The sequence below is a fragment of the Microbacterium sp. genome (assembly GCF_049650565.1).
Classification (GTDB): Bacteria; Actinomycetota; Actinomycetes; order Actinomycetales; family Microbacteriaceae; genus Microbacterium.
This window is the reverse complement of sequence record NZ_JBASAK010000057.1, coordinates 1-24719: the sequence shown is the minus strand read 5'-3', so window position 1 is coordinate 24719 and position 24719 is coordinate 1. Positions and strand designations below refer to the sequence as shown.

Below are 24719 nucleotides of genomic sequence, written 5' to 3'. Positions count from 1 at the left end.
CCGTTCGTGCGGTGGCAGGCGGATGCCGAGGTACCCGGTGCTGTCGTGCCCGGTCGCCTGGAGCGGGGGGCACGTGCGGATCGCGTCTCGGAGGAACGTGACGCCGCGACCACCGGTGTCCCGGATGACGGCGCGACTGCGTGGCCCGCGCTCGGCCGTCGTGCCGTGGTTGCGGCGCTCGGGCTCTCCGGGGAGGGCGTGCCTGGGGTTGCTGGACCCGTGCAGCTGAACCTGCCCGCGCGCGAGCCGCTGTCCGCCGTGACGGATGTCGTCGCCCAGCCGGGGCCCGCCCCAGCCCGCGCTGCCGTCGAGCCGGTGATCCTGGAGCGCGGCCCGCGCACGATCGTGGTCGCGGGAGCGGATGCCGGCCCCGGTGCGGAGGAGATCTCGCATCAGGGCGGCTGGCCTCTGATCGCGGAGATCGTCAGCGGCGCGAGGTTCGGGCGCCTGGTGGTGCACGGATACCGCGAACTTCTTCGCGACGAGTCGCTGGGCGGACGGATCGAGCGCGCCGTCGTCTTCGGGCATCCGACCCTCAGCCGCGAGGTGGCGGAGCTGCTGGCGCGTGTTGATGTCGACGTCGTCGCCGTGCGGGGCGGTGGTGAGGAGCTGAACCTCAACGGGCGCACGATGGCTGTGGACGGTGTCGCGATCGCCGACGGTGACAGGGACCGGCAGTGGCTGGGCGCCTGGATGAACGCGTCGGCCGCGCACGTGATCGACTTGAGCGCGCCGGCGCCCGACAACGACGGCCTGTTCTCCGACGACAAGGAGGCCCGACTCAGTGCCGTGCGTGCGGAGCTGGCGGCTGTGCGGGCCCGGGTGGATCGGGAGATCCTCGTGGATGCCGTGTGGCGCGCGACCTGGCCGCACGACCGGCTGATGTTCGGCTCGTCGCGGCTGGTGCGCGTGGCCGATCAGGTGCTGGGCGGCAAGAAGGTGCCCGTGCACGCCAACCGCGGGCTCGCCGGCATCGACGGCACCATCGCGACCGGCCTGGGTGTCGCGCTGGCGAGTCAGGCCTCCGGCGCGGCCGGCGTGACGCGCGTGCTGCTGGGCGACCTGGCGTTCCTGCACGACGTCGGGGCTCTGCTGCTGCCGGCCGATGAGCCGAGCCCCCGCATCCAGGTGATCGTCGGCAACGACGGCGGCGGCACGATCTTTGACGGGCTCGAGGTCGCGGCATCCGCTCCTGGCGAGGATCTGGACCGGGCGTTCTACACACCGCACGGCGCCGATCTCTCGGCGCTGGCCACGGCCTACGGCTGGGAGCACACGAAGGTCTCCACGCGCTCCGCGCTGGAGCAGGCGCTGACGTCGCCCGCCGCCGGCCCGCAGATCATCGAGGTCCCGCTGGAGCGATGAGTCCGCGCTGCATTCCTCATCGTCGGTGAGTCTCCGCACGGGTCGAGAACCGCCGCGGGGTCGAACTACTGCGCGCATGCGCTTCTGCACGGCTCGTTGCAGCGGGGGCCTCGCGAAGATCCTGCCTACTCGAGCCGCTGTGCGATCTCGCCGAGGTCCGCGCTGGCGAAGTGAGATCCCTCACCGGGCGTTCCGTCGGCCTCGGCCGCATCTGCACCGTCCGCGGCTTCGAGCACGTGCACGCTTTCCTCGTCGGACGCGCGTGCATCCGACCCCCCGTACAGATCCGCCTTCGACGGGGCGATGGCCAGCGCCTCGACGGGCGAGGTCTCGGTGAGCACTTCGTCCAGACCCTGCAGGGCGCTGAACCGGCGGGCCTGCGTGACGACGTTGCGGTCCAGGGACCCCGCGAACCGGTTGTACGCGTCGACCGTGGAGTTCAGGCTCCGCCCGAGCCTGGCAAGATGCTGTCCCAGCGTGCCCAGGCGCTTGTGCAGCTCCTTGCCGACCGTGAAGATCTGCTGAGCCTCGTGCGCGAGCTGATCCTGCCGCCAGGCGTGCCCCACCGTGCGCAGCAGCGCGATCAGCGTGGACGGCGTGGCGATGACGACGTTCCGCTCGAATGCGTACTCGTACAGCGTGGCGTCCTGATCCAGCGCCGCCGCCAGGAACGGCTCGGCGGGAACGAACATCACCACGAACTCGGGGGACCCGGCCACCACGTCCCAGTACTCCTTGGCGCCCAGGTCGTCGATGTGCTTCTTCAGATGCCGGGCGTGCGCGGCCAGGCGCTGCGCACGCACCGTGTCGTCCGTGGCTTCCATGGCCTCCAGGTACCCGTTGAACGCCACCTTCGAATCGACGACCACGTTCTTGTCGCCGGCCAGATGCACGACCAGGTCGGGGCGCAGCGCGCCGTCGTCGGTGTCGTGGTGCATCTGCTCGTCGAAGTCGACGTGGTTGATCATCCCCGACGCCTCGACCACGCGCCGCAGTTGCAGCTCGCCCCAGCGCCCGCGCACCTGCGGCGCACGCAGCGCGTTGACCAGATTGCGGGTCTCGGAGCCCAGCGTCTCGGACGACTGCCGCATGAGCTGCACCTGCTCGTGCAGCGCGGCGTTGGCCTCCAGCCGCGCCTTCTCGGCGGTGCCCATCTCGGTCTTCACGCCCTCGAGCGTCTTCTGGATGGGCTCGATGAGCTGCTGCACGGCATCCTGTCGCTTCTGCAGCTCTGCCGCGCCCTCGCTCTGGCTGCGCTTGAGACGCTCCTCCGCCTGCTGCAGGAACACCTTCGAGTTCGCCTCGAGCGCCCGGCGGCTCAGCGCATCGAACTCGTCGGAGAGCCGCTTCTGATCGGCCTTCAGCTCCTCCAGCCGTTCGGCCGCGCGGCGACGCTCGGCCAGCACATCGGCATCCGCCTCCTGACGCACCTCTGCCAGCCGCTGCGCGTGCTCCTCGCGCTCGTGCTCCAGGAGCGCCTGCGCCTGCGTGCGGGCATCCGACACCGCAGCCTCGCCCAGCCGGCGCGCCTCGGCGATCCGCCGCTCGCCCAACGCACGCTCCTCCTGCACGCGTGCGACGGTCTCATCCCGCAGCGCCGAGGCTTCCGCCTCCATCGCCCGCACCCGCAGCAGCGCGGCTCGGCCCTCGGCATCCGTCGAACGGCCGCGCTGCGCGCCCAGCACGAACCCGAGCGCGCCGGCCAGGGACGCGGCGATGACCGCGACGACGATCACGAGAAGCGAGGTGTCCATGCTCCGATTGTGCACGGGGCCACCGACATTTCGTCTCGCCGTCGCTCGCTCAGTGCATCGCAGCGAAGATCACCCTGCACAATGGCACCATGATGAAGACGACATGGACCGCCGCACTGCGGGTGGACGACGGCTTCCGACTCGAGGATGTCGATCCCGGCGGCACCCCCGGCTTCACCGGTTCCAAGCAGCAGGGCGAGAAGGAACTGGCTGCTCGTCGCGAGCACCTCGGCGACCTGCAGGAGCGGCTGTTCGCCGGCTCCCGCAGCGGCGAGGCGCAGGATGCCGTGCTGCTGGTGCTGCAGGCCATGGACTCCGCAGGCAAGGGCGGCATCGTGCGGCACGTGGTCGGCGGCGTGGATCCGCAGGGCGTGGAACTGGCCGCGTTCAAGGCGCCCACCGACGAGGAGCGCGCGCACGAATTCCTCTGGCGCATCGAGAAGCGGCTGCCGCGGCCCGGCTTCATCGGCGTCTTCGACCGCTCGCACTACGAGGACGTGCTGATCGGCCGGGTGCGCCGACTGGCGGAGCCGGCCGAGATCGAGCGCCGCTACGGCGCCATCGCCGACTTCGAGCGCCGCGTCGCAGCATCCGGAATCCGCATCGTCAAGGTCATGCTGCACATCTCCCCCGACGAGCAGAAGGAGAGACTGATGGAGCGCCTGGACCGTCCCGACAAGCACTGGAAGTACAACCCGGGTGACGTCGACGAGCGGATGCTGTGGGACGACTACATGGCCGCCTACCAGACCGTGTTCGACCGCACCTCGACGCCCGTCGCCCCCTGGCACGTGGTTCCGGCGAACAGCAAATGGTACGCGCGCCTGGCCGTGCAGGAGCTGCTGATCGCGGCTCTTGAAGACGTCGATCCGCAGTGGCCGGTCGCCGATTTCGACGTGGCGGCCGAGAAGAAGAGGCTCGCCGCCAGCTGACTTTCCCGACGCCCCGGGCTGCCGTCCGCACCCCGCCCTGCGGGCGACCATACGGCGGGGTGTCGGCGAGAAGCCGGGGTCCCGGCGTCAGGCGAGGGGTTTGCGGGCCCGATGCAGCGCGACGATGCCGAACGTGAGGTTGCGGTACTCGACATCCGCCCAGCCGGCCTCGCGGATCCACGCCGACAGCGTCTTCTGGTCGGGCCAGTCGCGGATCGACTCGTTCAGGTAGTCGTACGCGTCGCCGTTGGTGCCCGCGATCCGCGCCACCTTCGGGAGCACCTGCGCGTTGTAGAAGCGGTACAGCGTGCGGAACAGCGTGCCCGGGGGCGTGGAGAACTCGTTGATCACCATGCGCCCCCCGGGCCGGGTCACCCGGAACAGCTCGGCCAGCGCCTTCTTCGGCTGCTGCACGTTGCGCAGCCCGTACGACATGGTCACGGCATCGAACTCGTCGTCGCCGAACGGCAGCGCCATCGCATCCGCCTGCACGAAGGTGATGTTGGGCAGGTGGCCGTGCCGGCGGCGGCCCTCCGCCAGCATCCCGGAGGAGAAGTCCGCGGCGACGACCTGCGCGCCGCTGCCGGCAAGAGATGCCGAGGAGGATGCCGTGCCCGCGGCCAGGTCGAGGATACGCTCGCCGCGCTTGGGCGCCACCGCGCGCGTCGTGGCCGCGCGCCACAGCGCATCGTTGCCGAAGGTCATGAGGGTGTTCGTGCGGTCATAGCCGGCGGCCACCTGGTCGAACATTCCGCTGACGTGCGAGGGGTCCTTGCCGAGGTCGGCGCGATTCGGCTCCATGCTTCGATCCTAGGCGGGCGTGTGCGGTGCTGCCTGAGACGGATGTCGGCAGGAATCACGGATGTCGGCTCGAATCCGGCATCCGCGCCGACATCCGTGGTCTGAGCCGACATCCGTTCTCCAGCGCGACTGGCGGATGCTCGGGACATCCCCGGCCGTAGACTCGGCGGGTGAGCGCGAATCGTCCGGAGCCCGGCACGTCGATGATCTTCCAGTGGCGCAAATGGGACGGTTCGCCGCACTGGGCCAATCAGGAGGTGTACCTCGGGTCGGACCGGTGGGGCGACTGGCTCGGCCAGCCCGCCGGCTGGCGCAGCTCTCGGCCCGGCCGCGAATTCATCGCGGATTCCGCCGACGTCACGCTGATCCCCCGATCGGATGCCGAGCACGGCGCCGACCACGCCGTCACCGTCCACCGGCGTCACTCCACGGCGATGCGGATCTACATCGACCTGGGCTGGGAGATGCGCTGGGAGGATGCCGGCATCGAGCCCGTCACGGGCCTGCCCATCCTCGCCACCGGCATCGACATGGACCTGGACGTCGTGCGCCGGCTGGACGGCCGCGGTACGTACGTCGACGACCGTGACGAGTGGGCGGAGCACAGCATCCGCTACGGCTACCCGGCCGACGTGATGGCGCACCTCGAAGCCCTCACCGAAGATCTCGAGAACAAGGTCCGCGCGCAGGTCCCGCCGTTCGACGACGCCACGGCCGATCTGTGGCTGGATCGTCTCGAGGCACTCGACCTGACGCCGCACAACTAGGCTGGAGGGGTGAGCAGCATCCGCCTGGTCGCGCAGACCCGCGAGATCCCACCCGTCGATGATCTGCTGGCGCACACCTCCGCCGCGAACCCGCTGGCCTGGCTGCGCCGCGGCGACGGGATCGTGGCCGCGGGCGACGGGATCGCGGCATCCGTCCGCACCGGCGGCGCGCAGGGGCGCGGCCGGCAGCGGATCCTCGCAGACGCCTGGCGCGAGCTCGCGCAGGATGCCGAGATCGACGACGCCGTCACCGTCCCCGGAACCGGACTGGTGGCCTTCGGCGCGCTCGCCTTCGCCGAGGAATCGAAGGCCGACAGCGTCCTGGTCGTGCCGCAGACCGTGATCGGCCGCCGCGACGGGCGCAGTTGGATCACCCGCATCCGCACTCTCGACGACGGGGACTTCGCCCCCGTTCCCGAACCCGCAGCCCTCGCCCCGCATTGGGCGGGCCGCGTCGGTCCCGGCGCGCAGACGCCGCAGGGGTATCAGGATGCCGTGCGCGCGGCCCTGGGGGAGATCGCCGACGGTGCGTACGAGAAGGTCGTCCTGGCCCGCGACCTCACCGGCACCGTGCCGGGCGACGCCGACCTGCGCCGGCTGGTGGGCGCGCTGTCGACCGACTACCCCGACACCTGGACCTTCGCCGTGGACGGTCTGGTGGGGGCGAGCCCGGAGACCCTGGTCACCGCGCACGCCCGCACCGTCACCGCGCGGGTGTTGGCGGGCACCACGGCGCGGGGCGCCGACCCGGTGGCCGACGCGACGGCATCGGCTGCGCTCGCCGCAAGCTCCAAGAACCTGGACGAGCACCGCTTCGCCGTGCAGAGCGTGCTGGCTGCTCTCCGCCCGCACACCCGTGCCCTCCAGGCCGACGGCCCGTTCGTGCTGGAGCTGCCCAACCTCTTCCACCTCGCCACCGATGTGCGCGGCGACCTGGCCGACGGCGACTCCGCGCTCGACCTGGTCGGCGCCATGCATCCCACCGCCGCTGTCGCGGGAACGCCGACGGATGCCGCCATCGCCGCGATCCGGCGGCTGGAGCCCTTCGACCGCGGGCGCTACGCCGGCCCGGTCGGCTGGATCGACGCATCCGGGGACGGGGAATGGGCCATCGCGCTGCGCTGCGCGCAGTTCGCTCTCCCGCCGGCGGATGCCTCTCACGCGCGGCGGGTCACGGCGTACGCCGGCGCCGGCATCGTCGCCGGCAGCGACCCCGAGGCGGAGCTCCTGGAGACCCGCGTGAAGTTCCGCCCGCTCGTGGATGCACTGGCCTGACGGACTTGTGCATGCCGAGGCGCAGGTAGGCTGGAGGGCGTGACTTCAAGCCCCGCGACCCCGGGCACGCGACTGGCGAGCCGGCTCGGCTTCAGCGACCGCGTCTTCCTCGGCCCCGCTGCCCGGCGCGTCGCCGCCCGCATCGAGGACGGCCTGGACCTTGTCGAAGCCAGTCTCGCGGAAGAGCTGAAGTTCGCCGACCCGGTCGCGGATGCCGCGGCCCGCTACCTGTACGAGGCCGGCGGCAAGCGCATCCGCCCCGTGCTCGCGCTGCTGGCCGCCCAGCTGGGAGACGGCAACAGCGCCGCGGTGATCGACATCGCCAAGGCGCTGGAGCTCACGCACCTCGGCTCGCTGTACCACGACGACGTCATGGACGGGGCCGACACCCGTCGCGGTGTTCCCGCCGCGCACGGCGTGTGGGGCAACAATGTCGCCATCCTCACCGGCGACATCCTGTTCTCGCGCGCCAGCCAGATCATGTCGCGCTACGGCGAGCGGGCGATGCGCCTGCAGGCCGACACCTTCGAGCGCCTGGTGCTCGGGCAGATGCACGAGACCGTCGGTGCGCGGCCCGGCGACGATCCCATCGACTTCTACATCCAGGTGCTGGCCGACAAGACCGGCTCGCTCATCGCCGCGGCCACGCAGGGCGGCGTGATCTTCTCCAACGCCCCCGCGCAGTTCGAGGAGCCGCTGCGCGTGTACGGCGAGAAGGTCGGCGTCGCGTTCCAGCTGCTGGATGACGTGATCGATCTCTCCGCGGATGCCGCGGAGACCGGCAAGGTGCCGGGCACGGACCTGCGCGCGGGCGTGCCGACGATGCCCTCGCTGCTGCTGAAGACCGGCACCGCACCCGCTGACATCGATCTCGCGAATCGCATCGACGAGGGCGTCACGCGTATCGCCGAGGGGGCGGATCCCGCCATCCTCGATGGGCCGCTCGCCGAATTGCGCGACCACGACGCCACCGCGCGCACCATGGAGCTGGCCCGAACGTGGACGGCGGATGCCGTCGCCGCGCTGTCGCCGCTGCCGCGTGGCACCGTGCGCGAGTCGCTCACCAGGTTCGCCGAGACTCTCGCTGATCGCAGCAGCTGACGGAAGGATCCCCATGACGAAGCTCAAGCTGGCCATCGTCGGGGCGGGACCGGCAGGCATCTACGCCGCCGACATCCTGCTCAAGGCCGAGCGCAAGTTCGATGTGTCCATCGACATCTTCGAGCAGCTCCCCGCTCCCTACGGCCTGGTCCGCTACGGTGTCGCGCCCGATCACCCCCGTATCAAGGGCATCATCACCGCGCTGCGCAACGTGCTCGACCATGGCGACATGCGCCTGTTCGGCAACGTGCGCTTCGGCACCGACATCACGATCGAAGACCTCAAGCGCCACTACAACGCCGTGATCTTCGCCACCGGCTCGGTGCGCGACGCGCCGCTGGACATCCCCGGCATCGACGCCACCGACTCGTTCGGCGCCGCCTCGTATGTCAGCTGGTTCGACGGCCACCCCGACGTGCCGCGCGAGTGGTCGCTGGACGCGACCTCCGTGGGCGTCATCGGCAACGGCAACGTCGCGCTCGACGTCTCGCGGATGCTGGCCAAGCACGCCGACGACCTGCTGGTCACCGAGGTGCCCGACAACGTCTACGAGGGCCTGAAAGCCAGCACCATCACCGACGTGCACGTGTTCGGTCGTCGTGGCCCTGCACAGGTGAAGTTCACCCCGCTCGAGCTGCGCGAGCTCGGCGAGCTGCGCGACGTGGACATGGTGCTCTACGACGAGGACTTCGACTACGACGAGGCGTCCCAGCGCGCCATCGCCACCAACAAGCAGGTGATGGTCATCGACCGCATCCTGCAGTCCTGGCGCAAGCGCGAGTCCAACAACAACGCCGGCGGCTCGGCATCGCGTCGCCTGCACATGCACTTCTGGGCGCGTCCGGTCGAGGTCCGCAAGGATGAGAACGGCCGCGTCGCAGCCCTGGTCTACGAGCGCACGAAGCCCGACGGCAGTGGTGGCGTGGTCGGCACCGGCGAGATGCGCGAGATCCCCATGCAGTCGCTGTACCGCGCGATCGGGTACTTCGGCTCCCCGCTGCCGGGCGTGCCGTTCGACAAGAAGCACGGCGTGATCCCCAACCGCGAGGGCCAGGTGCTGGAGGCCAAGTCCAACCAGCGCGTGCCCGGCATCTACGTGACCGGCTGGATCAAGCGCGGACCGGTGGGCCTGATCGGGCACACCAAGTCCGACGCGATGGAGACGGTCAGCCATCTCATCAACGACCAGGGCTCCTGGTGGCACCCTGAGGAGACATCCGAGGACGCCGTCCCCGCGCTGCTGGCGGAGCGCGGCGTGAAGTGGACGGACCTCGACGGCTGGCACCGCCTGGACGCGCATGAGATCGAGCTGGGCTCGACCCACACCCACGAGCGCGAGCGCGTCAAGCTGGTTCCGCGCGAGGAGATGATCCGCGTATCCCGCGGGGAGTGAATCCGGGCCGCTGGGGTCGCTCCATCACTGGGTCCCTGAGCTTGTCGAAGGGTCGTCGCGGGCCGCTAGTCTGAGCCCATGGGGGAGTGGGTGCCGGATGTGCTCGGCGATGAGTTCCAGCAGCTGACGCTGCCGATGAAGGCGGATGCCGAGGGCGAGGTCGTCGCGACCCTCGTGCGTGCGCTGCCGCACCCCTCGCCATGGTGGCGCCTCCACGACCGTCGTCCGCTCGCCGACGTGGACGTGCTGTACGTGCATGGATGGTCCGACTACTTCTTCCAGAAGCGGCTCGCGCGGTTCTGGACCTCGCGCGGAGCACGCTTCTTCGCGCTGGATCTGCGCAAGTACGGGCGCAGTCTGCGGTCGCATCAGACGCCAGGGTACGTCACGGATCTCACGGAATACGACGAGGACATCGCGGGGGCGCTGGCGGCACGCGGTGGCAGTGCCGGTCGCCGGCTCGTACTCCTCGGCCACTCCACCGGCGGTCTGACCCTGAGCCTGTGGGCATCCCGGCATCCTGACCAGGCCGATGCGGTGATCCTCAACTCGCCCTGGCTGGAGTTTCAGCTCGGCGCAGCCCGGCCCGCCATCGCGCCGATGGTGGGGCTGCAGGCGCGGTGGTGGCCGAAGGATGCCGCGCCGCAGGTGGACCTGGGGTTCTACACGCGCGCGCAGAACGAGGTCGCCGATCCCGACGATCCCATGTCCGTCGACCTGGCGTGGCGCCCAGAGCAGTCGATGACCGTGCACGTGGCGTGGCTGCACGCCATCCTGCAAGGGCATCGCGCCGTGTCCGCAGGACTCGGCATCCCCGTGCCGGTGTGCGTGCTGCTGTCGGCGCGCACGGCCGTGCCGACCCGCTGGTCCGACGAGCTGACCAGGGCCGACAGCGTACTGGTGGTCGACGACATCGCCCGGGCCGCGCTGAAGCTCGGCCCGTCGGTCACCGTCGAGCGCATCGACGGAGCCCTTCACGACGTGTTCCTCTCGCGCCGCGAAGCTCGCGAGGACGCCTACGCCCGGCTGGATCGATGGGTGCGCGGCTGGGCCGCAGGGCTGAGCGATTGACATGACGATGTCGGATGAGCTCACTTTCGCGATCATGCTCGATCGTGCGATCGCCCAGAGCGAGATCTCGCTCCACCGTCTCAGCAGGCTGCTCGCAGCCAGGGGCGACCCGGTGAGCGTCGCCACCCTCAGCCACTGGCGCCGTGGCAGGCGGGCGCCGCATGGCGACTCTTCGTACGACGCCGTCGTCCGCCTCGAGGAGGTGCTCGGGCTCCAGGCGGGCGAGCTGGTCTCCAGGATCCCCGCACGGAGCACGCCGGGGCCGGACCGTCGCCGCTCCTTCGACGAGCTGCAGGCGCGAGGCGACGTCCCGTCCAACGTCGAGGAGCTCTCCGCCAGGCTCGGGCATCGTGCGAAGGACACGGCGCTGATCCTGACACATCACCGTTACGACATCGGAGCGGATCGTCGCATCGAGCGCGCTCGCTTCCACAACGTCTGGGTCGCGCGGACGGATGGCGCCCGCAGCGTCATGGCGTCATGGCGGTTCGACTCTCCGCCGGACGAGGAGCCCAGGATCGCATCCGTCGACGGGGCGACGGTCGGCAGGACCATCTTCGACAGGGCGCACCGCACCTTCGTCGCCGAGCTGCTGCTGCCTCGCGCGCTGGAGCGCGGGGAGACGTCGATCAACGAGTACATCCTCGAGGGGCTCGGCGAGCAGGATGAGGTGACATGCCTGTACAGCGTCGTGGAGCGCCGCGTGGCTGCCGCGTCGATCTGGCTCAGGTTCTCGCCGACCGCGCTCCCGGATGCCTCACGGATGATCCTGGAGAGTCTGCACGGCCGTCAGGAGGAGGCTGTCCACTGCGTGGACGGAGAGCTGCACCGGGTCGTGCGCGGGTTCGGGCCGGGCATCATCGGAGTCGACTGGGCATGGCCCGACTGAGCGCGTGCCGACGGGCTTCGCATCGGCACCGGCGACGGGCGGGAAGGCGAGCCGTAGTCGCCGCCCTCCCGCCCGTCTGCACTGTGGTTCTGGACCGCAGCGCCTGGTGCCCGAAACACCGACGGCCTCGCTGCAGGGCTCCCCAGAAACCAGGAGCGAGGTCCCAGCGTGCAAGTCTTGCAGTCGGCTGTTCACGGCATTCATGCGGATGCCGTGAATGGGTGGGCGAGAGTTCAGGCGACGCCGTAGATCATGCGGATGGCGTGCTCCGCGGCATCCGCATCCCGCTCGCGCAGCGCACGCGGCATCTCACCGCATCCCCTCAGCAGCGCTTCGCGATGCTCGGGCGTGACGACGAATCCCCGGAGCACGCGGGCGAGCGCGATCGACGCCTCGTCGACGAGGTCCTGCTGCAGCCGATTCCCGCTGCGGGCCGCCAGATAGCCGACGAGCTCGCGTCGGGCCTGCGAGCACGCCGCGGGGTCGTCGACCGTCGGCGGTACCCGCGCGACCAGTCGCACCGCGGCGTCGATCTCGTCCTCGGCCAGGCGCGGACACGCCAGGCGTGCGATGACGCTCGCCTGCAGCCCTGCGAACTCGTGGGCGACGCGGACTGCATCGGGCGTGAGCCGCGTGACCTCCGTGAACCTGCTCGGATACATCTTCACCAGGCCGATCCGCTCCAACCGCTGCAGCGCCTCGCGCACGGGGGTGCGTGAGACGGAGAGCTCCCGGGCGAGCTCTGCGTCGCGGATCCGGTCACCCGGAGCGAGCTCGCCGCGGACGATCCGCTCGCCGATGAGGTGGAAGACTCCTTCGGCCAGCGGTTCCTTCTTCATTCCTGCATCGCGGACCCCCATCCGCGGTTGTTCGAGCACCACAGTGCACTCCTTTGCCCCATCCGAGCCTGCGGAGCGTCCCTCAACGCCCGCAGTGCCGTACACGATGCACTCTATCGGCTCGCCGGACATCACCGACGTGGCAGCATCACGGTGTGACCGAGGGTGTGTCTACCGCGGCTCAGGGACTCACCGGTAGTTGATGAACTGCAGATCCACGTCGAGGTCGCTGCCCTTGAGCAGTGCGATCACGGACTGCAGGTCGTCGCGGCTCTTGGACTGCACGCGCAGCTCATCGCCCTGGATCTGAGACTTCACGCCCTTGGGGCCCTGGTCGCGGATGATCTTGCTGATCTTCTTGGCGTTCTCGCTGGAGATGCCGTCTTTCAGGCTCGAGGAGATCCGGAACTCCTTGCCGCTGGCGAAGGGTTCGCCCGACTCCAGGCTCTTCAGTGAGATGCCGCGCTTGATGAGCTTGGACTGGAAGACATCCAGCACCGCCTTGGCGCGCTCCTCGGTGTTCGCCTTGATGAGGATGTCGTCGCCGCTCCACGCGATCGAGGCGCCGGTGCCCTTGAAGTCGTAGCGCTGCTCGACCTCCTTGCGGGCCTGGTTGAGCGCGTTCTCGGCCTCCTGGTGGTCGACCTTGGAGACGATGTCGAAAGAAGAGTCAGCCATGCCCGCAGTCTAGCGAGGAAGCCGACTGGCTGACTGTTTGGAAGCGCTTCCATGGCTGCGCCGTGAATGTCCGGGTATGTCACAGCTTGATATCGGTGGAATCTGACGTTGTGAAAATCGTTCGTGACGGGCAATACTGTAAGCGCTTGCAGTCCGTGCAGGCCCGATCACGAAAGAGGCAGACACCAATGAAGGTGACCAAGAGGAGCATCGCCGCATTCGCCGCGATCACGGTCCTGTCCTCGCTGGCGCTCGCCGGTTGCTCCGGCGCGCAGAGCGATGACAAGGGCACGGACGGAGCAGCCGCGGGCAGCAGCGGCAAGCTCGTCGTCTGGGTGGACTCCGAGCGCGTGGACGCGCTCCAGGGTGCGGCCGACGCGTACCAGAAGAAGACCGGGGTGAAGGTCCAGCTCGTCGGCAAGAACGTCGACGACATCAAGGATGACTTCATCCAGCAGGTTCCCACCGGCAAGGGCCCCGACATCACCATGGGCGCGCACGACTGGCTCGGCGAGCTGTCCACCAACGGCGTCGTGGCTCCGCTGGAGCTCGGTGACTCCGCAGCCGAGTACCTGCCGGTCGCCCTGCAGGCCTCGACCTATGACGGCAAGGTCTACATGCTCCCCTACGCCGTCGAGAACATCGCGGTGCTGCGCAACACCAAGCTCGTCCCCGAGGCCGCGACCAGCTTCGACGACATGATCGCGAAGGGCAAGGCCGCCGGCCTGGCTCAGCCGTTCGTCGTGGAGCAGGGCGCCGAGGGCAACCCGTACCACCTGTACCCGTTCCAGACCGCGTTCGGCGCCCCGGTGTTCGGCACCGACGCCGACGGCGCCTACGACGCCACCGACCTGAAGCTGGGCGGCGAGGGCGGCACCGCCTTCGCGAACTGGCTGTCCGCACAGGGCAAGGCCGGCACGCTCAACACCGACATCGACGGTGAGATCGCCAAGCAGCAGTTCCTCGACGGCAAGGCCGCCTTCTGGCTGACCGGACCGTGGAACGTCGGCGCGGCTGTCGACGGCGGCATCGACGTCGCGATCGACAAGATCCCCAGCCCGACCGACAAGGCCGCTTCGCCGTTCGCCGGCGTGAAGGGCTTCTTCGTCAGTTCGGAGTCCAAGAACAAGGTCGCCGCGAACGACTTCCTGGTGAACTACATCGGCACCGCCGATGTGCAACTGGAGCTGTTCAAGGCCGGCAACATCCTGCCCGCACTGACCGCTGCCGCCGACAAGGCCGCATCCGACCCGATCATCGCCGGCTTCCAGGCCGTCGGCGGCGAGGCCGTGCCGATGCCCGCGATCCCCGCGATGGGCTCCGTGTGGCAGTTCTGGGGCGTCGCCGAGGCGGCTGTCATCAACGGCGCCGACCCGGCGGCGACGTGGCAGAAGCTGACCGACGACGTCGCCGGCGCGATCAAGTAATCGCGATCGATCGATGCTGAACACGGCTGCCGGGATGGGACTGCCATCCCGGCAGCCTTGCACGATGAGGTGAAGATGAGTCAGGTCACTGAGCAGGAGGCGCCGCAGGCGCCCCGCACCAGGAAGCAGCGCCAGGCTGCGGCGATCGCGGAGGCGGCGTCGGGCCACGTCGGCTGGACGCTGCTGAAGATCGTTCTGCTGGCGATCGTGGACGCGGTCGCGGTGTACGCCGCGTTCGTGCTGTTCACAGCATCCGAATGGCTGGTGCTGGGCATCGTCGCGGCCGTGACGATCCTGGTGAACTGGATCTACTTCTCGCGCAAGCGGATCCCCGCGAAGTACCTCGCCCCCGGAGTGGTCTTCCTGATCATCTTCCAGGTCTTCACCCTGCTGTACACCGGCTACATCGGCTTCACCAACTACGGGACCGGCCACAACGGCAGCAAGACTCAGGCCGTGGCCGCGCTGATGCGCTCCGCGCAGGAGCGCGTGGCCGACTCGCCCACCTACCCGGTCGCAGTCGTCGAGCGCGACGGCACGCTCGGGCTGCTGGTCACGGATCCCGACGACAGCGACGTCTCCGTCGGCACGGAGGACCAGCCCCTGCAGGCTGTCTCCGGCGCGACGATGGACGGCGATCGCGCGGTGGCGGCCGATGGCTGGACCACGCTCCCGTTCGCCAAGGTGATCGCGCGCTCGAGCGACATCGAGAAGCTGTCGGTGCCCTTCAGCGACGACCCCAACGACGGCGCCATCCGCACGCCGGACGGTCGCAGCGGATACCTGTACGTTCCCACGCTGCAGTACAACGAGCAGGCCGGCACCATGACCGACACGCGCAGCGGCACCGTGTACAGCGACACCGGCGTCGGGGCTTTCACCGCCGAGAGCGGCCAGCAGCTGCTGCCTGGCTGGCAGATCACCGTCGGCTTCGACAACTTCGTGCGGGCGGTGACGGATGCCTCCATCCGCGGCCCGCTGATCTCCGTGACGGTCTGGACGTTCGTGTTCGCGCTGATCTCGGTGGCATCCACGTTCTTCCTGGGCCTCCTGCTGGCGCTGGTTTTCAACAACAGCCGGATGCGCTTCCGCAACGGCTACCGCATCCTGCTGATCCTGCCGTACGCGTTCCCCGCGTTCCTCTCGGCGCTGGTGTGGGCCGGGATGATGAACGAGAGCTTCGGATTCCTGAACCAGGTGATCTTCGGCGGAGCATCGATCCCCTGGCTGACCGACCCGACGCTGGCGAAGGTCTCCGTGCTGATCGTGAACCTGTGGCTCGGGTTCCCCTACATGTTCCTGGTGTGCATGGGCGCGCTGCAGGGCATCCCGGCGGATGTCAACGAGGCCGCCGAGATGGACGGCGCGAACCCCTGGCAGATCTTCCGCAGCATCAAGCTGCCGCTGCTGCTGGTGACCGTGGCGCCGCTGCTGATCTCGTCGTTCGCGTTCAACTTCAACAACTTCAACCTGATCTACATGCTCACCGGCGGAGGACCGCGCTTCGACGACGTGTCGATCCCGGTCGGGCACACCGACATCCTCATCTCGATGGTCTACAAGGTGGCCTTCACCGGTCAGACCCGCGATTACGGGCTCGCCTCGGCGTTCACCATCCTGATCTTCATCGTGGTGGCGGCGATCTCCATCATCAGCTTCCGCAAGACCAAGGCACTCGAGGAGCTGAACTGAGATGAGCACCGCATCCTCCGTCCGTCCCGCCCGCAGATCGTTCGGGAAGTGGTTCGCCGACACCGGATGGCGGCACGTTATCGCCATCGTCGTGAGCGCCTTCGCGGTCTTCCCGCTGCTGTACGTGATCTCGGCCTCGCTGAATCCGAAGGGCACGCTGACCGGCTCGAACCGGCTGTTCTCCGCGGTCGGGATCGACAGCTACGTGCGCATCCTGACCGACCCGAAGAACCCCTATCCGATGTGGTTCTGGAACACCTTGGTCATCGCCACGGTCACCGGCTTCGTCACGGTCTTCCTGGGCGCGCTGGCCGCGTACGCATTCTCGCGGATGCGATTCACCGGTCGTCGCGTCGGCCTGGTCACGATCGTCGTGGTGCAGATGTTCCCGCAGCTCCTTGCCGTGGTCGCCATCTTCCTGCTGATGTCCACGCTCGGCGACTGGTTTCCCGCCATCGGGCTGAACACCCACACCGGCCTGATCCTGGTGTACCTGGGCGGCGCGCTCGGCGTGAACACCTACCTGATGTACGGCTTCTTCAACACGCTGCCGATGGAGTTGGACGAGGCCGCCCGCATCGACGGCGCTGGGCACGCCCGCATCTTCTTCACCATGATCCTGCCGCTGGTGGCGCCGATCCTCGCGGTGGTCGCGCTGCTGTCGTTCATCGGCACCGTCAACGAGTACGTCATCGCCAGCGTCATGCTCATCGATCCGGACAAGCAGACGCTGGTCGTGGGACTGACCAAGCTGGTGGCCAACCCGCGGTACGCGGACTGGTCGGCGTTCTCGGCCGGTGCGGTGATGGCGGCTGTCCCCGTGATGGTGCTGTTCCTGCTGCTGCAGAAGTACATCGTGGGCGGTCTCACCGCGGGCGCGGTGAAGTAGCGCAGGATTGCAGTCATGACCATGCTGCGCCCGCACCACGACGGTTCGTCCCTGCACGTCTCGAACGACGCCCCCGCTCTCGGCGACACCGTCGCGGTGCGCCTGCGCGTGCCCTCCGGCTACGGCCCGCTGAAGGCCGTGCGAACCCGCTCGAACCCCGACCACGAGCCGGAGTGGACGGATGCCGTGCTCCTGGGCTCCGCGGACGGCTGGGACTGGTTCCAGGCGCCCATCCACGTGCGCAACCCGCGGCACGGCTATCGTTTCGTGCTGCTGCACGAGGATGGTCGGGTCGAGTGGCTGAACCAGACCGGCATCCACACAGGTGAGACGCTGGATGCCGAGGACTTCGCCCTCGTCGCCAACCCCGCCCCGCCCGCCTGGCTGCACCACTCCGTGCTGTACCAGGTGTTCCCCGATCGATTCGCACGATCCGCGCAGGCAGATCGGCATCCCACCCCGGACTGGGCGATCCCGGCATCCTGGGACGATCCCGTCGACCCCGTCGTGCCCGGGCGCTCGCAGCAGTTCTACGGCGGCGACCTGCCCGGCGTGCGGGAGCACCTCGACCACCTCGTCGAACTCGGCGTCGACCTGCTCTACCTCACCCCGGTGTTCCCCGCCGGCTCCAACCACCGTTACGACGCGTCGAGCTTCGATGAGATCGACCCGCTGCTGGGCGGCGAGGACGCGTACGTCCGGCTCATCGAGGCGGCTCACGCCCGCGGCATCCGGGTGATCGGCGACCTGACCAGCAACCATTCCGGCGATCGGCACGAGTGGTTCCGGCAGGCGTACGGGCATCCGGGTGCCGAGACCGAGAGCTTCTACTACTTCACGGATGCCGGCAACACGACCTACGAGTCGTGGCTGGGCGTGCCGTCGCTGCCGAAGTTCGACTGGGCGTCGGCGGCGCTGCGTGAGCGGTTCATCACGGATTCGGACTCCGTGGTGGCGAAGTGGCTGAAGCCGCCGTATTCCATCGACGGCTGGCGGATCGACGTGGCCAACATGACCGGGCGCCTGGGCGCCGTCGACCTGAACGCCGAGGTGCGGCAGCTGCTGCGCGAGACCGTGCGCGCGATCAACCCTGACGCCATCGTGCTGGGGGAGTCCACCAACGACGCGGCGTCCGATCTGCAGGGCGACGGCTGGGACGGGGCCATGACCTATCCGGCGTTCACCCGCCCGGTGTGGGGATGGCTCTCCGAGCCCACCGGTGCGCCGTACCTCACCTACGACGGCGAGCAGGTCACCGAGCCGTGGTTCTTCACGCAGCCCGTCGGCGGCATCCCGCGGTACACCGCACGGGAGTTCGCGGATGCCGTGACGCGGTTCACCGCCGGCATACCGTGGCGGGTGCGGCTGGGCAGCATGCAGCCGCTGGACACGCACGACACCGCCCGCTTCGCCACCAACGCCGCGCCAGGAGCGCTGCCTGTCGCGGTCGGGCTCTCGATGACCCTGCCAGGGCTGCCGGTGATCTTCGCCGGCGACGAGTTCGGCCTGATCGGCGCCGACGGAGAATCGAGCCGCACGCCCATGCCGTGGTCGCGGCAGGACGAGCCGGAGCTCGCCGCGGTGTTCGAGATGTACCGGTCGCTGGTGGGACTGCGCCGCTCGCACGAGGTGCTGGCCACCGGCGGCATGCGCTGGTTGCACATCGACGACGAGACCGTCGTGTTCATACGGGAGGGTGCGGAGCAGAGCCTGCTGGTGCTGGCCACGCGCGGCGGAGCCGATGTCGAGCTCGAACCGGGCCTGGTGGCCGGAGCCGCCGACGCCGAGGAGCTGTACGGCGACGCGACGCTGGCCACGGCATCCGACGGCGCGGTTGCGCTGGCAGCTGAGGGCCCCGCGTTCGCCGCGTGGGCGCTGCCGGGCGTGCGAGTTCCCGCGCCCTGATCCGCTGAGACTTCAGCCTCGTGGGAGAGGAAAGAACATGACCGTGGCCTCCGAGTACCTCGCCCGCCTGGACGACGCGCTGAGAAGCGTGCCCCGTGGAGTCGCCGCCGAGATCCGAGCCGGCATCGCTGAAGAACTGCAGAGCCTCGACGCGGAAGGCGCGGCTGAGCGCATCGCGCAGCTGGGCGATCCTGCCGTGATTGCACGGGAGGCGATGGATGCCGGGGAGTATGCGGAGGCGCGGATATCGGCGCCAGTGGCGGTTCCAGGTACCGCATCTGCCGCGTCGCCGGCATCCGTCCCCGTCTCCCACAGTCGTGGTTTTGCGATCGCCGCCGCACTGTCGTTGAGCTTCGGCGCCTACGTGCTCCCGTTCGTGGGGTGGATCATCGGCGTCGGACTCGTGGTGATGAGCTCCATGTGGCGGACCTGGGAGAAGACGGTCGCGATCATCGTGCCGCTGGCGCTGTTCGGGGCACTGGCGCTCGCCGCGACCGACTCCGCGGCCGCGCTCACCGTGACGGAGTCAGGTGATGCGACCGAGATCGGCGCAGCCGCCGCAGACGACTCCTTCGCGGCCAACCTGTTCGCGGGGCCTCACCTGTTCATCATCCTGGCGGTCGTGGTCCTCATCCCGGCATCCGGCCTCTGGCTGCTGTGGCGGATGCGAGGCCGCGCTGCCTCGTGAACCTCCGAATCACTGGGTCGCACGCCGCCGCAGTCCACGGCGTCGGCTCGGCGCTCAGGAATCGCGCCGAGGATGACGGACACGGCGAAGCGCTGCAGCGCCGCCGAAGCCGAGCAGACCCAGCCCCAGCCACAGCGCGCCGAGGTTCGCAGCACCGCCCGTGGCGGCGAGCTCAGCTCCTGACAACGTCGCCGGCGTATCGGTGGCCGTGCCGGACGTGGCATCGGCGTGAACCTGGAGCCGGCCCGTGGCGTCGATTCTGAGTTCCTGGGTCTCATGGAATGTTCCGTACACCTGGCACGGCACTGTGAGCAGGGGGTTCACGCTCTGCGACCAGCCGATGTGCGAGGTCGAGGGCGGCGTGGCGCTGGCGTCGACGGTCACAGTCCCGGCCTCCGACGGCACTGCGCACAGCTCGATCGTCGTCGTCGCCGTCGGATCCGTGCCGGCGACCGTGAGCACGCCGGCGCTCAGCGTCGCCGGTCCAGAGCACACGGCCACGTCTGCTGCCGAACCGCCGATCGCGAGCTGGATGGGCTGGTTGAGGATGTTGGTCGCGATGGCGAGCCTCGCCGTGTCGCCGACTGCGACGGGAGTCGTCGGAGACGACAGTGCTATTTCGAGCGACGGTGCGTCGGGGATCATCCTCAGCAGGCGCGCTTGCTCCCCTGCGTCGATGTTCGCGTCGCACGTCGTCGCGAAGTCAGATGCGTCCGTCGCAGGGTCGCTGATGCACCAGATCAGCGTCTGCAGGGCTGCGCGCTCGTCAGTCGTCCCGTCGGACACTGCCCTGGTCGCTCCGCTCCACGACTGGTCGCCCACGCCCTGATAGGCGTGTCCGTTCTGGATCAGGTACGCGATCAGCTTCTCCTGATCGGAATCCAGCCTCGGATTCCGTGCCAGGCTCGTCATAGGAGCGATCGGACTGCCATCGTGATCGACGAGGCCTCCTGCGCCGTTGGTGTCGCCGCACGACTGCGAGAGCCGATCAGTGCAGAACATCCATTCCGAGACGGCATGGCCCACCGATGCGACATAACGGGTCCCGCACATCGGCGGGTACGCGGCTTCACTCTGCACCGTCCCCGTCGGGCCCAGCAGTACGGAGCCGCCGAACGCGTCGTACAGGGGCACGATCCCGCCCGCGTTGTACGTCACGAGGCGCTCGCCGAAGACGCTGGTCAGATCCAGTACCGGTGCACCCGCGTTCTGGGTCGGATCGAAGGCCGTCGAGCCAGGGCACAGCGGCGCGGTGAACTCCGCGGCGGAAGGAGGATCCGGAACGTCGGCCTGGGCCGCGATCCCCGAGAAGGCGATCATCGAGACCACCAGGGCGAGAACAGCCCCGATCGCTCCTGACACTTTGACTCCGGCAACCTGTCGCATCGTCCTGCCTCCCCTGGGGAAGCACGCTCTGTCGCCGCCGATCGGACGCGCGGTGACTCAGGCGCGCGGTGACGTCGCGTCCCCCCTTTTTTGCGACGGTACCACCAACTGCTGAAGCTCGGCGAGGGAAACTTCAGCACGCGCGCGCCGTGGCGCCTCGTCAAGGCGGTGGCGACCGCGGTGCGCAGAGCGGGCCGTCGGCCTCGGGATCCGTCGGACACGGCGGTCGGCCTTCGGCGCGCGAGCCCAGGCGGGCGTACGGTGAGGCCATGGCGGCTCGCGTGGGAGGGCGCAACCGGGCGATCAGCTGGATCGTCGGGCTGCTCTGCGCGGGCATCGTCGGCGCGCTGCTGTGGCTCGCGCTCCCCGCAGGGCCCGGCATGCTGGCCCTCCTCGAGCAGATGCTGCCGGGGGCCGGATAGCGCCCGCCACGCGGCGATGACCCGACACATCGGCACGCCTCCGGGTTCTGGTTCTGCCCGGGCGTTACCCTCGCTGTGCACCTATCCACGAGAGGCGAGGCCATGAGCGACCCCGAGGTTCCCCAGAACGACCAGCCGAACGACATCGATGACGTCGTCGGCAGCGCCAACGAGGGTCTGGACGCTGCCGCTGCTGCCCGCGCCGACGTTCCGGCCGAGCACGCGGATGCTGAGACGCCCGCCGGTTCGGATGACGGGCCGGCCGAGCGCGACGCGAAGCCCGTCGATGCGGACATGGAGGCCTTCGCCGCCGCCGAGCGCGACCACCCCGGCGCCTTCGACACGTTCGAGACACCGTCCGCGGAGACGCGCGAGGCGGATGCCGAGCCCGCGGCGACCACGCGCATCCTGTCCTCGAATGCCGACAGGTCCGACGTCGCCGAGGTTCCCGCGGGCGATGCTCCCAGCGTCGCCGACGAGGTCTACACCGCAGGCGCCACCGCCGCAGCGGCCTCCGCAGCCGAGACGCAGGTCGTCCCCGCGGAGCCGCTCGCCCCGCCCGCAGCTCCCCAGCCGATCTTCGTGCAGGCCCCGGAGCCCCCGCGAGACCTGGGCAATCGCGGCGCCGCAGGCGCCATCGGCCTTGTCGCCGCCATCGCCTTCGCGATCCTGTACCTGGGCGCGATCCTCGGCTTCGGAGCCTGGTCGGGCAAGGTCGGCATCGACAACATCGGCGAAGCCGCACTGGCGCCGCTGAGCACCTTCGGGTTCTGGACGCCTGTCGTCGTCTTCTTCCTCGCGTTCTGGCTGCTGGGCGCCTTCGTCAACCGCGCCCGCTGGGGCAAGTGGGTCATCTTCGGCATCCTGGTCGGCCTCGCAGCCTGGGGCGGACACATTCTGGGCCAGCTGTTGCAGGAGCGGTTCTGGCAGCTCACCCCCACGGAGTCCACTCAGCTGGTGAACAAGCAGGTGCTGGCGCCGCTGGCGATCGCAGCCTTCGTGTTCGCCCGCGAGCTGACCATCTGGTTCGGCGCCTGGGCATCGCGCAGCGGCGCCAAGAAGAAGGCGTTGAACGCCGAGGCGCAGGCCGAGTACGAGCGCACGCTCGAGGCGGGGCCCGCAGCCCTGCGCTGACCGGGCTCAGGCCCTGCGCGCGGCGCGTAGGGTGGCGCTTATGACCACGACCGACGACCCCCACGGCATCCCGCCGGCGGGGGTCTCGGCGTCTCTGGCTCTGGTCATCGCGTTCGTCTCGTTCGCGGCGCTGACGATCCTCGGGCTCGGGATGCTGAGCTTCTTCGCCGACCTCGACATCCTCGCCGTGCCCGGGCTGGACTGGTGGCCGGGCATCGTCGGGATGATCGTCGCGATCGGCGTGTTCGCCTGGATGCTCTGGCCGACGTTGAAGAGCGAGCATCCCTCCTTCATGCCGGTGTTCGCGGTGGGGCTGGTATCGGCCGTCGCACACGTCGTCGCGGTCTGGCTGGGCGCACTGCTCAGCGGTGCGGGCACGGCGGCGGCGTTCACCGCCGCGGTCCAACTGATCACACAGGGCTCCAGCGGGGTCGTGCTGGTGGCAGCGCTGCTGAGTTCCTGGTTCGCCATCGCACTGCGCCGCACCCGCGCACAGCCGCCCACCTGGCCCTGGGAGCACGAAGACCCCGAATGACACGCGCGGATGCCACGCCGCCGGAGGCCGTGGGCCTTACCCTGTAACCGTGGAGCGGTCACTGGAAACCCAGGTGAGCCAGGCAGTCGAGGCCTGGCTGCGGTGGGTGCCGCGCTGGGAGCCCGCAACTCACCGCGGACGCGTGGCCCCGTGTCGCCGGTGCCTGGGATCTCCGATCCTCTCGGCCGCCGGGATCGGCGCCAACGTGCCGCACGGCGTGCAGCACGGGCTGTCGACCCGCATCAAGGCCATCGTCGACCACGCCGTCGCCGAGTACACCGCCCGCAATCTGCCGATGCTGCAGGGCGAGCTGGATCATCAGGCCGACCGCAACCGGTCGCGCGCCTACCGTCCGGGCGAGGGACTGGATCCGGAGTACGAGGGGATGCCGCTGGACCCCGATCCCGTGCCTGGCGCGCCGTTCCTGTTCACCGTCGCGGGGCTGGCCGATGAGGCGTCCGCTCAGCTGCCGCCGCTCCCGCCGCTGAGCGAGGAGGAGAAGGCCGCGCTCAGGCAGGAGGTGACGCTGGCCGACGAGTACGCCAACATGGTGGGCCGGGAGATCTGCGGCCTGCTGCTGCGGCATCGGCTTCAGGTGCAGGCCGCCATCTCGCAGTACGTCGAGCCGCAGATCGAAGCCATGCTGGCCGAGCTCAGCGAGGCGCTGGACTCGCCGTGGGATCCCGACACGCCCTGACCTGGGAATCACCCTGGGGATCTTGCGAGCGAAGGGAGCTGCTGGCTATCGTTTCTCGATAGATAGTTGCTGTCTATCGATAGGAGTGCCATGCAGCCCGTCGCCACCGTCCTGCTGCGAGCGATGATCGCCATCCTGCTCGCGCTGCTGCTGGTCGCCCAGGTGTTCATGATCCCCGGCGTCGCCGCCGACACCGCCGCGCGCAACCCCGCGCTGGCCTATCTCGAGGTGCCGGGCATCATCGGCGGAGTGCTGTTCCTGGTGCTCATCGAGGTCGTGCTGGTGTGCGTGTTCGTGCTGCTCTCGCTGGTGCGTGCCGATCGCATCTTCTCCACCCACGCGTTCCGCTACGTGGACATCATCATCGCCATGATGCTGGCATCCGCCGTGCTGCTGATCGCCTCCTTCATCGTGCTGCTCATCACCGGCGCCGTGAATCCCAGCATCCTGATCCTCGGCGTGCTCGGCGTGGTGGTGAGCCTGTCGCTGGCACTGCTGGTGGGCGTGATGCGCGGGCTGCTGCGCAAGGCGCTGCAGCTCGAGCAGGACCTGTCCGAGGTGGTGTGAGATGCCCATCGTCATCGACATCGACGTGATGCTGGCCCGCCGCAAGATGAGCGTGCAGGACTTCTCGGATGCCATCGGCATCACTCCGGCCAACGTCGCTGTGCTGAAGAACGGGCGCGCCAAGGCCGTGCGCTTCACCACGCTCGACGCCATCTGCCGGGTGCTGGACTGCCAGCCCGGCGATGTGCTGCGGTACGTTCCCGAGGAGGAGAGATGAACGCGGCGTGGGCGGATGCCGCGATCTCGCGGCTGTCGGACAGCACGACCTGCCCGGTGTGCGAGCAGTCCCGCCTCGTCGAAGGATGCTGCGGGCGCTGCGGCGCGGACCTGCGCGGCGCGGAGGGGAGTGCGCTGTGGAGCGCCTCGGTCGCCGCGGTCGAGGCCCTGCGGGAGCGTGAGGAGGCCCGTGGCCGGGTGCCCCATGCGGCTCCGGTGCCGACGGCGGCCGGTGTGGTCCTGCCGCCCGTGGAGTCGTCGGCAGGGCGGCCCGTTGCCGCCGCATCGCCGGGGCC

The 24719-nt window shown here is 69.4% G+C and carries 25 protein-coding genes; 20 read left to right on the top strand and 5 right to left on the bottom strand.

The features are described 5' to 3' along the window. The coding region (locus tag WA967_RS10570; protein WP_424422161.1) for a 2-succinyl-5-enolpyruvyl-6-hydroxy-3-cyclohexene-1-carboxylate synthase at window positions 1–1365 on the top strand (1365 nt) is incomplete at its 5' end. Between the two features lie 125 nt (window positions 1366–1490). Here WA967_RS10570 and rmuC read toward each other — a convergent pair. After that, a complete protein-coding gene (rmuC, locus tag WA967_RS10565; RefSeq protein ID WP_424422159.1) occupies window positions 1491–3119 on the bottom strand; it encodes a DNA recombination protein RmuC in 1629 nt (542 codons plus the stop codon). Window positions 3120–3208: 89 nt separating this feature from the next. Between rmuC and WA967_RS10560 the strand changes: the two genes are divergently transcribed. After that, window positions 3209–4051 carry a PPK2 family polyphosphate kinase gene (locus WA967_RS10560; RefSeq protein ID WP_424422157.1) on the top strand — a complete coding sequence of 281 codons (843 nt, stop codon included), beginning with the start codon at window positions 3209–3211 and terminating at the stop codon, window positions 4049–4051. A gap of 87 nt (window positions 4052–4138) precedes the next feature. Here WA967_RS10560 and WA967_RS10555 read toward each other — a convergent pair whose 3' ends face one another. Beyond that, entirely contained in the window at window positions 4139–4852 is a 714-nt protein-coding gene (locus tag WA967_RS10555) for a class I SAM-dependent methyltransferase (RefSeq protein WP_424422154.1), read from the bottom strand. Window positions 4853–5022: 170 nt separating this feature from the next. Between WA967_RS10555 and WA967_RS10550 the strand changes: the two genes are divergently transcribed. The 6 genes from WA967_RS10550 (at window position 5023) to WA967_RS10525 (ending at window position 11348) form a co-directional block, all read left to right on the top strand. Next, on the top strand, window positions 5023–5619 hold the full coding sequence (locus WA967_RS10550; RefSeq protein WP_424422152.1) for a hypothetical protein: 597 nt from the start codon (window positions 5023–5025) through the stop codon (window positions 5617–5619). A 9-nt stretch (window positions 5620–5628) separates the two neighbouring features. Continuing rightward, a complete protein-coding gene (locus WA967_RS10545) occupies window positions 5629–6894 on the top strand; it encodes an isochorismate synthase (protein WP_424422149.1) in 1266 nt (421 codons plus the stop codon). Window positions 6895–6933: 39 nt separating this feature from the next. Further along, entirely contained in the window at window positions 6934–7995 is a 1062-nt protein-coding gene (locus WA967_RS10540) for a polyprenyl synthetase family protein (protein ID WP_424422147.1), read from the top strand. Window positions 7996–8008: 13 nt separating this feature from the next. Continuing rightward, the gene (locus WA967_RS10535; RefSeq protein WP_424422145.1) at window positions 8009–9388 is read left to right on the top strand and encodes an FAD-dependent oxidoreductase; all 1380 of its coding nucleotides are present in this window, start codon (window positions 8009–8011) and stop codon (window positions 9386–9388) included. A gap of 78 nt (window positions 9389–9466) precedes the next feature. Continuing rightward, complete coding sequence (locus WA967_RS10530; RefSeq protein ID WP_424422143.1) at window positions 9467–10459, top strand: alpha/beta hydrolase; 993 nt, start codon at window positions 9467–9469, stop codon at window positions 10457–10459. Between the two features lies 1 nt (window position 10460). Then, entirely contained in the window at window positions 10461–11348 is an 888-nt protein-coding gene (locus WA967_RS10525; protein ID WP_424422141.1) for a hypothetical protein, read from the top strand. A gap of 233 nt (window positions 11349–11581) precedes the next feature. Here the strand turns inward: WA967_RS10525 and WA967_RS10520 are convergent, their stop codons facing one another. Both WA967_RS10520 and WA967_RS10515 read right to left on the bottom strand, forming a co-directional pair. Then, the gene (locus WA967_RS10520; RefSeq protein ID WP_424422138.1) at window positions 11582–12187 is read right to left on the bottom strand and encodes a GntR family transcriptional regulator; all 606 of its coding nucleotides are present in this window, start codon (window positions 12185–12187) and stop codon (window positions 11582–11584) included. Window positions 12188–12376: 189 nt separating this feature from the next. Beyond that, window positions 12377–12865: a YajQ family cyclic di-GMP-binding protein gene (locus tag WA967_RS10515; RefSeq protein ID WP_298865904.1), complete on the bottom strand. Its 489-nt coding sequence runs from the start codon at window positions 12863–12865 to the stop codon at window positions 12377–12379. A 188-nt stretch (window positions 12866–13053) separates the two neighbouring features. Here WA967_RS10515 and WA967_RS10510 point away from each other — a divergent pair, with 188 nt between their 5' ends. The 5 genes from WA967_RS10510 to WA967_RS10490 all read left to right on the top strand — a co-directional run bounded on the left by WA967_RS10510 (window position 13054) and on the right by WA967_RS10490 (window position 19466). Next, a complete protein-coding gene (locus WA967_RS10510) occupies window positions 13054–14292 on the top strand; it encodes a sugar ABC transporter substrate-binding protein (RefSeq protein ID WP_424422136.1) in 1239 nt (412 codons plus the stop codon). 75 nt (window positions 14293–14367) lie between these two features. Further along, window positions 14368–15984, top strand: a complete 1617-nt coding sequence (locus WA967_RS10505) for an ABC transporter permease subunit (protein WP_424422134.1) — start codon at window positions 14368–14370, stop codon at window positions 15982–15984. A gap of 1 nt (window position 15985) precedes the next feature. Continuing rightward, window positions 15986–16873, top strand: coding sequence for a sugar ABC transporter permease (locus WA967_RS10500; RefSeq protein ID WP_424422131.1), 888 nt, complete (start codon window positions 15986–15988; stop codon window positions 16871–16873). Window positions 16874–16888: 15 nt separating this feature from the next. Further along, a complete protein-coding gene (locus tag WA967_RS10495) occupies window positions 16889–18778 on the top strand; it encodes a glycoside hydrolase family 13 protein (RefSeq protein ID WP_424422128.1) in 1890 nt (629 codons plus the stop codon). Between the two features lie 37 nt (window positions 18779–18815). Beyond that, window positions 18816–19466 carry an HAAS signaling domain-containing protein gene (locus WA967_RS10490; protein WP_424422125.1) on the top strand — a complete coding sequence of 217 codons (651 nt, stop codon included), beginning with the start codon at window positions 18816–18818 and terminating at the stop codon, window positions 19464–19466. Between the two features lie 54 nt (window positions 19467–19520). Here WA967_RS10490 and WA967_RS10485 read toward each other — a convergent pair whose 3' ends face one another. Next, window positions 19521–20828, bottom strand: a complete 1308-nt coding sequence (locus tag WA967_RS10485) for an LPXTG cell wall anchor domain-containing protein (RefSeq protein ID WP_424422123.1) — start codon at window positions 20826–20828, stop codon at window positions 19521–19523. 293 nt (window positions 20829–21121) lie between these two features. Between WA967_RS10485 and WA967_RS10480 the strand changes: the two genes are divergently transcribed. The 7 genes from WA967_RS10480 to WA967_RS10450 form a co-directional block, all read left to right on the top strand. Then, window positions 21122–21274 (top strand): hypothetical protein, encoded by a 153-nt coding sequence (locus WA967_RS10480; protein ID WP_424422121.1) that lies wholly within the window; start codon window positions 21122–21124, stop codon window positions 21272–21274. A gap of 102 nt (window positions 21275–21376) precedes the next feature. Next, window positions 21377–22408 carry an ABC transporter gene (locus WA967_RS10475; protein ID WP_424422119.1) on the top strand — a complete coding sequence of 344 codons (1032 nt, stop codon included), beginning with the start codon at window positions 21377–21379 and terminating at the stop codon, window positions 22406–22408. 40 nt (window positions 22409–22448) lie between these two features. Beyond that, window positions 22449–22943, top strand: coding sequence for a hypothetical protein (locus tag WA967_RS10470; protein WP_424422117.1), 495 nt, complete (start codon window positions 22449–22451; stop codon window positions 22941–22943). Between the two features lie 49 nt (window positions 22944–22992). Further along, window positions 22993–23640, top strand: a complete 648-nt coding sequence (locus WA967_RS10465) for a spermidine/putrescine ABC transporter substrate-binding protein (protein WP_424422115.1) — start codon at window positions 22993–22995, stop codon at window positions 23638–23640. Window positions 23641–23730: 90 nt separating this feature from the next. Next, window positions 23731–24207 (top strand): DUF2975 domain-containing protein, encoded by a 477-nt coding sequence (locus WA967_RS10460; protein ID WP_424422113.1) that lies wholly within the window; start codon window positions 23731–23733, stop codon window positions 24205–24207. Window position 24208: 1 nt separating this feature from the next. Continuing rightward, the gene (locus WA967_RS10455; protein ID WP_424422111.1) at window positions 24209–24424 is read left to right on the top strand and encodes a helix-turn-helix domain-containing protein; all 216 of its coding nucleotides are present in this window, start codon (window positions 24209–24211) and stop codon (window positions 24422–24424) included. Continuing rightward, window positions 24421–24719 (top strand): hypothetical protein (locus WA967_RS10450; protein ID WP_424422109.1); only part of this gene is annotated, 299 nt, incomplete at its 3' end. The genes WA967_RS10455 and WA967_RS10450, both read left to right, overlap by 4 nt.

Coding starts and splice junctions, on each gene's coding strand:
- rmuC (WP_424422159.1), bottom strand. CDS start 3,119: ATGGACACCTCGCTTCTCGTGATCGTCGTCGCGGTCATCGCCGCGTCC.
- WA967_RS10560 (WP_424422157.1), top strand. CDS start 3,209: ATGATGAAGACGACATGGACCGCCGCACTGCGGGTGGACGACGGCTTC.
- WA967_RS10555 (WP_424422154.1), bottom strand. CDS start 4,852: ATGGAGCCGAATCGCGCCGACCTCGGCAAGGACCCCTCGCACGTCAGC.
- WA967_RS10535 (WP_424422145.1), top strand. CDS start 8,009: ATGACGAAGCTCAAGCTGGCCATCGTCGGGGCGGGACCGGCAGGCATC.
- WA967_RS10530 (WP_424422143.1), top strand. CDS start 9,467: ATGGGGGAGTGGGTGCCGGATGTGCTCGGCGATGAGTTCCAGCAGCTG.
- WA967_RS10525 (WP_424422141.1), top strand. CDS start 10,461: ATGACGATGTCGGATGAGCTCACTTTCGCGATCATGCTCGATCGTGCG.
- WA967_RS10520 (WP_424422138.1), bottom strand. CDS start 12,187: ATGAAGAAGGAACCGCTGGCCGAAGGAGTCTTCCACCTCATCGGCGAG.
- WA967_RS10515 (WP_298865904.1), bottom strand. CDS start 12,865: ATGGCTGACTCTTCTTTCGACATCGTCTCCAAGGTCGACCACCAGGAG.
- WA967_RS10510 (WP_424422136.1), top strand. CDS start 13,054: ATGAAGGTGACCAAGAGGAGCATCGCCGCATTCGCCGCGATCACGGTC.
- WA967_RS10505 (WP_424422134.1), top strand. CDS start 14,368: ATGAGTCAGGTCACTGAGCAGGAGGCGCCGCAGGCGCCCCGCACCAGG.
- WA967_RS10500 (WP_424422131.1), top strand. CDS start 15,986: ATGAGCACCGCATCCTCCGTCCGTCCCGCCCGCAGATCGTTCGGGAAG.
- WA967_RS10495 (WP_424422128.1), top strand. CDS start 16,889: ATGACCATGCTGCGCCCGCACCACGACGGTTCGTCCCTGCACGTCTCG.
- WA967_RS10490 (WP_424422125.1), top strand. CDS start 18,816: ATGACCGTGGCCTCCGAGTACCTCGCCCGCCTGGACGACGCGCTGAGA.
- WA967_RS10480 (WP_424422121.1), top strand. CDS start 21,122: ATGGCGGCTCGCGTGGGAGGGCGCAACCGGGCGATCAGCTGGATCGTC.
- WA967_RS10475 (WP_424422119.1), top strand. CDS start 21,377: ATGAGCGACCCCGAGGTTCCCCAGAACGACCAGCCGAACGACATCGAT.
- WA967_RS10470 (WP_424422117.1), top strand. CDS start 22,449: ATGACCACGACCGACGACCCCCACGGCATCCCGCCGGCGGGGGTCTCG.
- WA967_RS10460 (WP_424422113.1), top strand. CDS start 23,731: ATGCAGCCCGTCGCCACCGTCCTGCTGCGAGCGATGATCGCCATCCTG.
- WA967_RS10455 (WP_424422111.1), top strand. CDS start 24,209: ATGCCCATCGTCATCGACATCGACGTGATGCTGGCCCGCCGCAAGATG.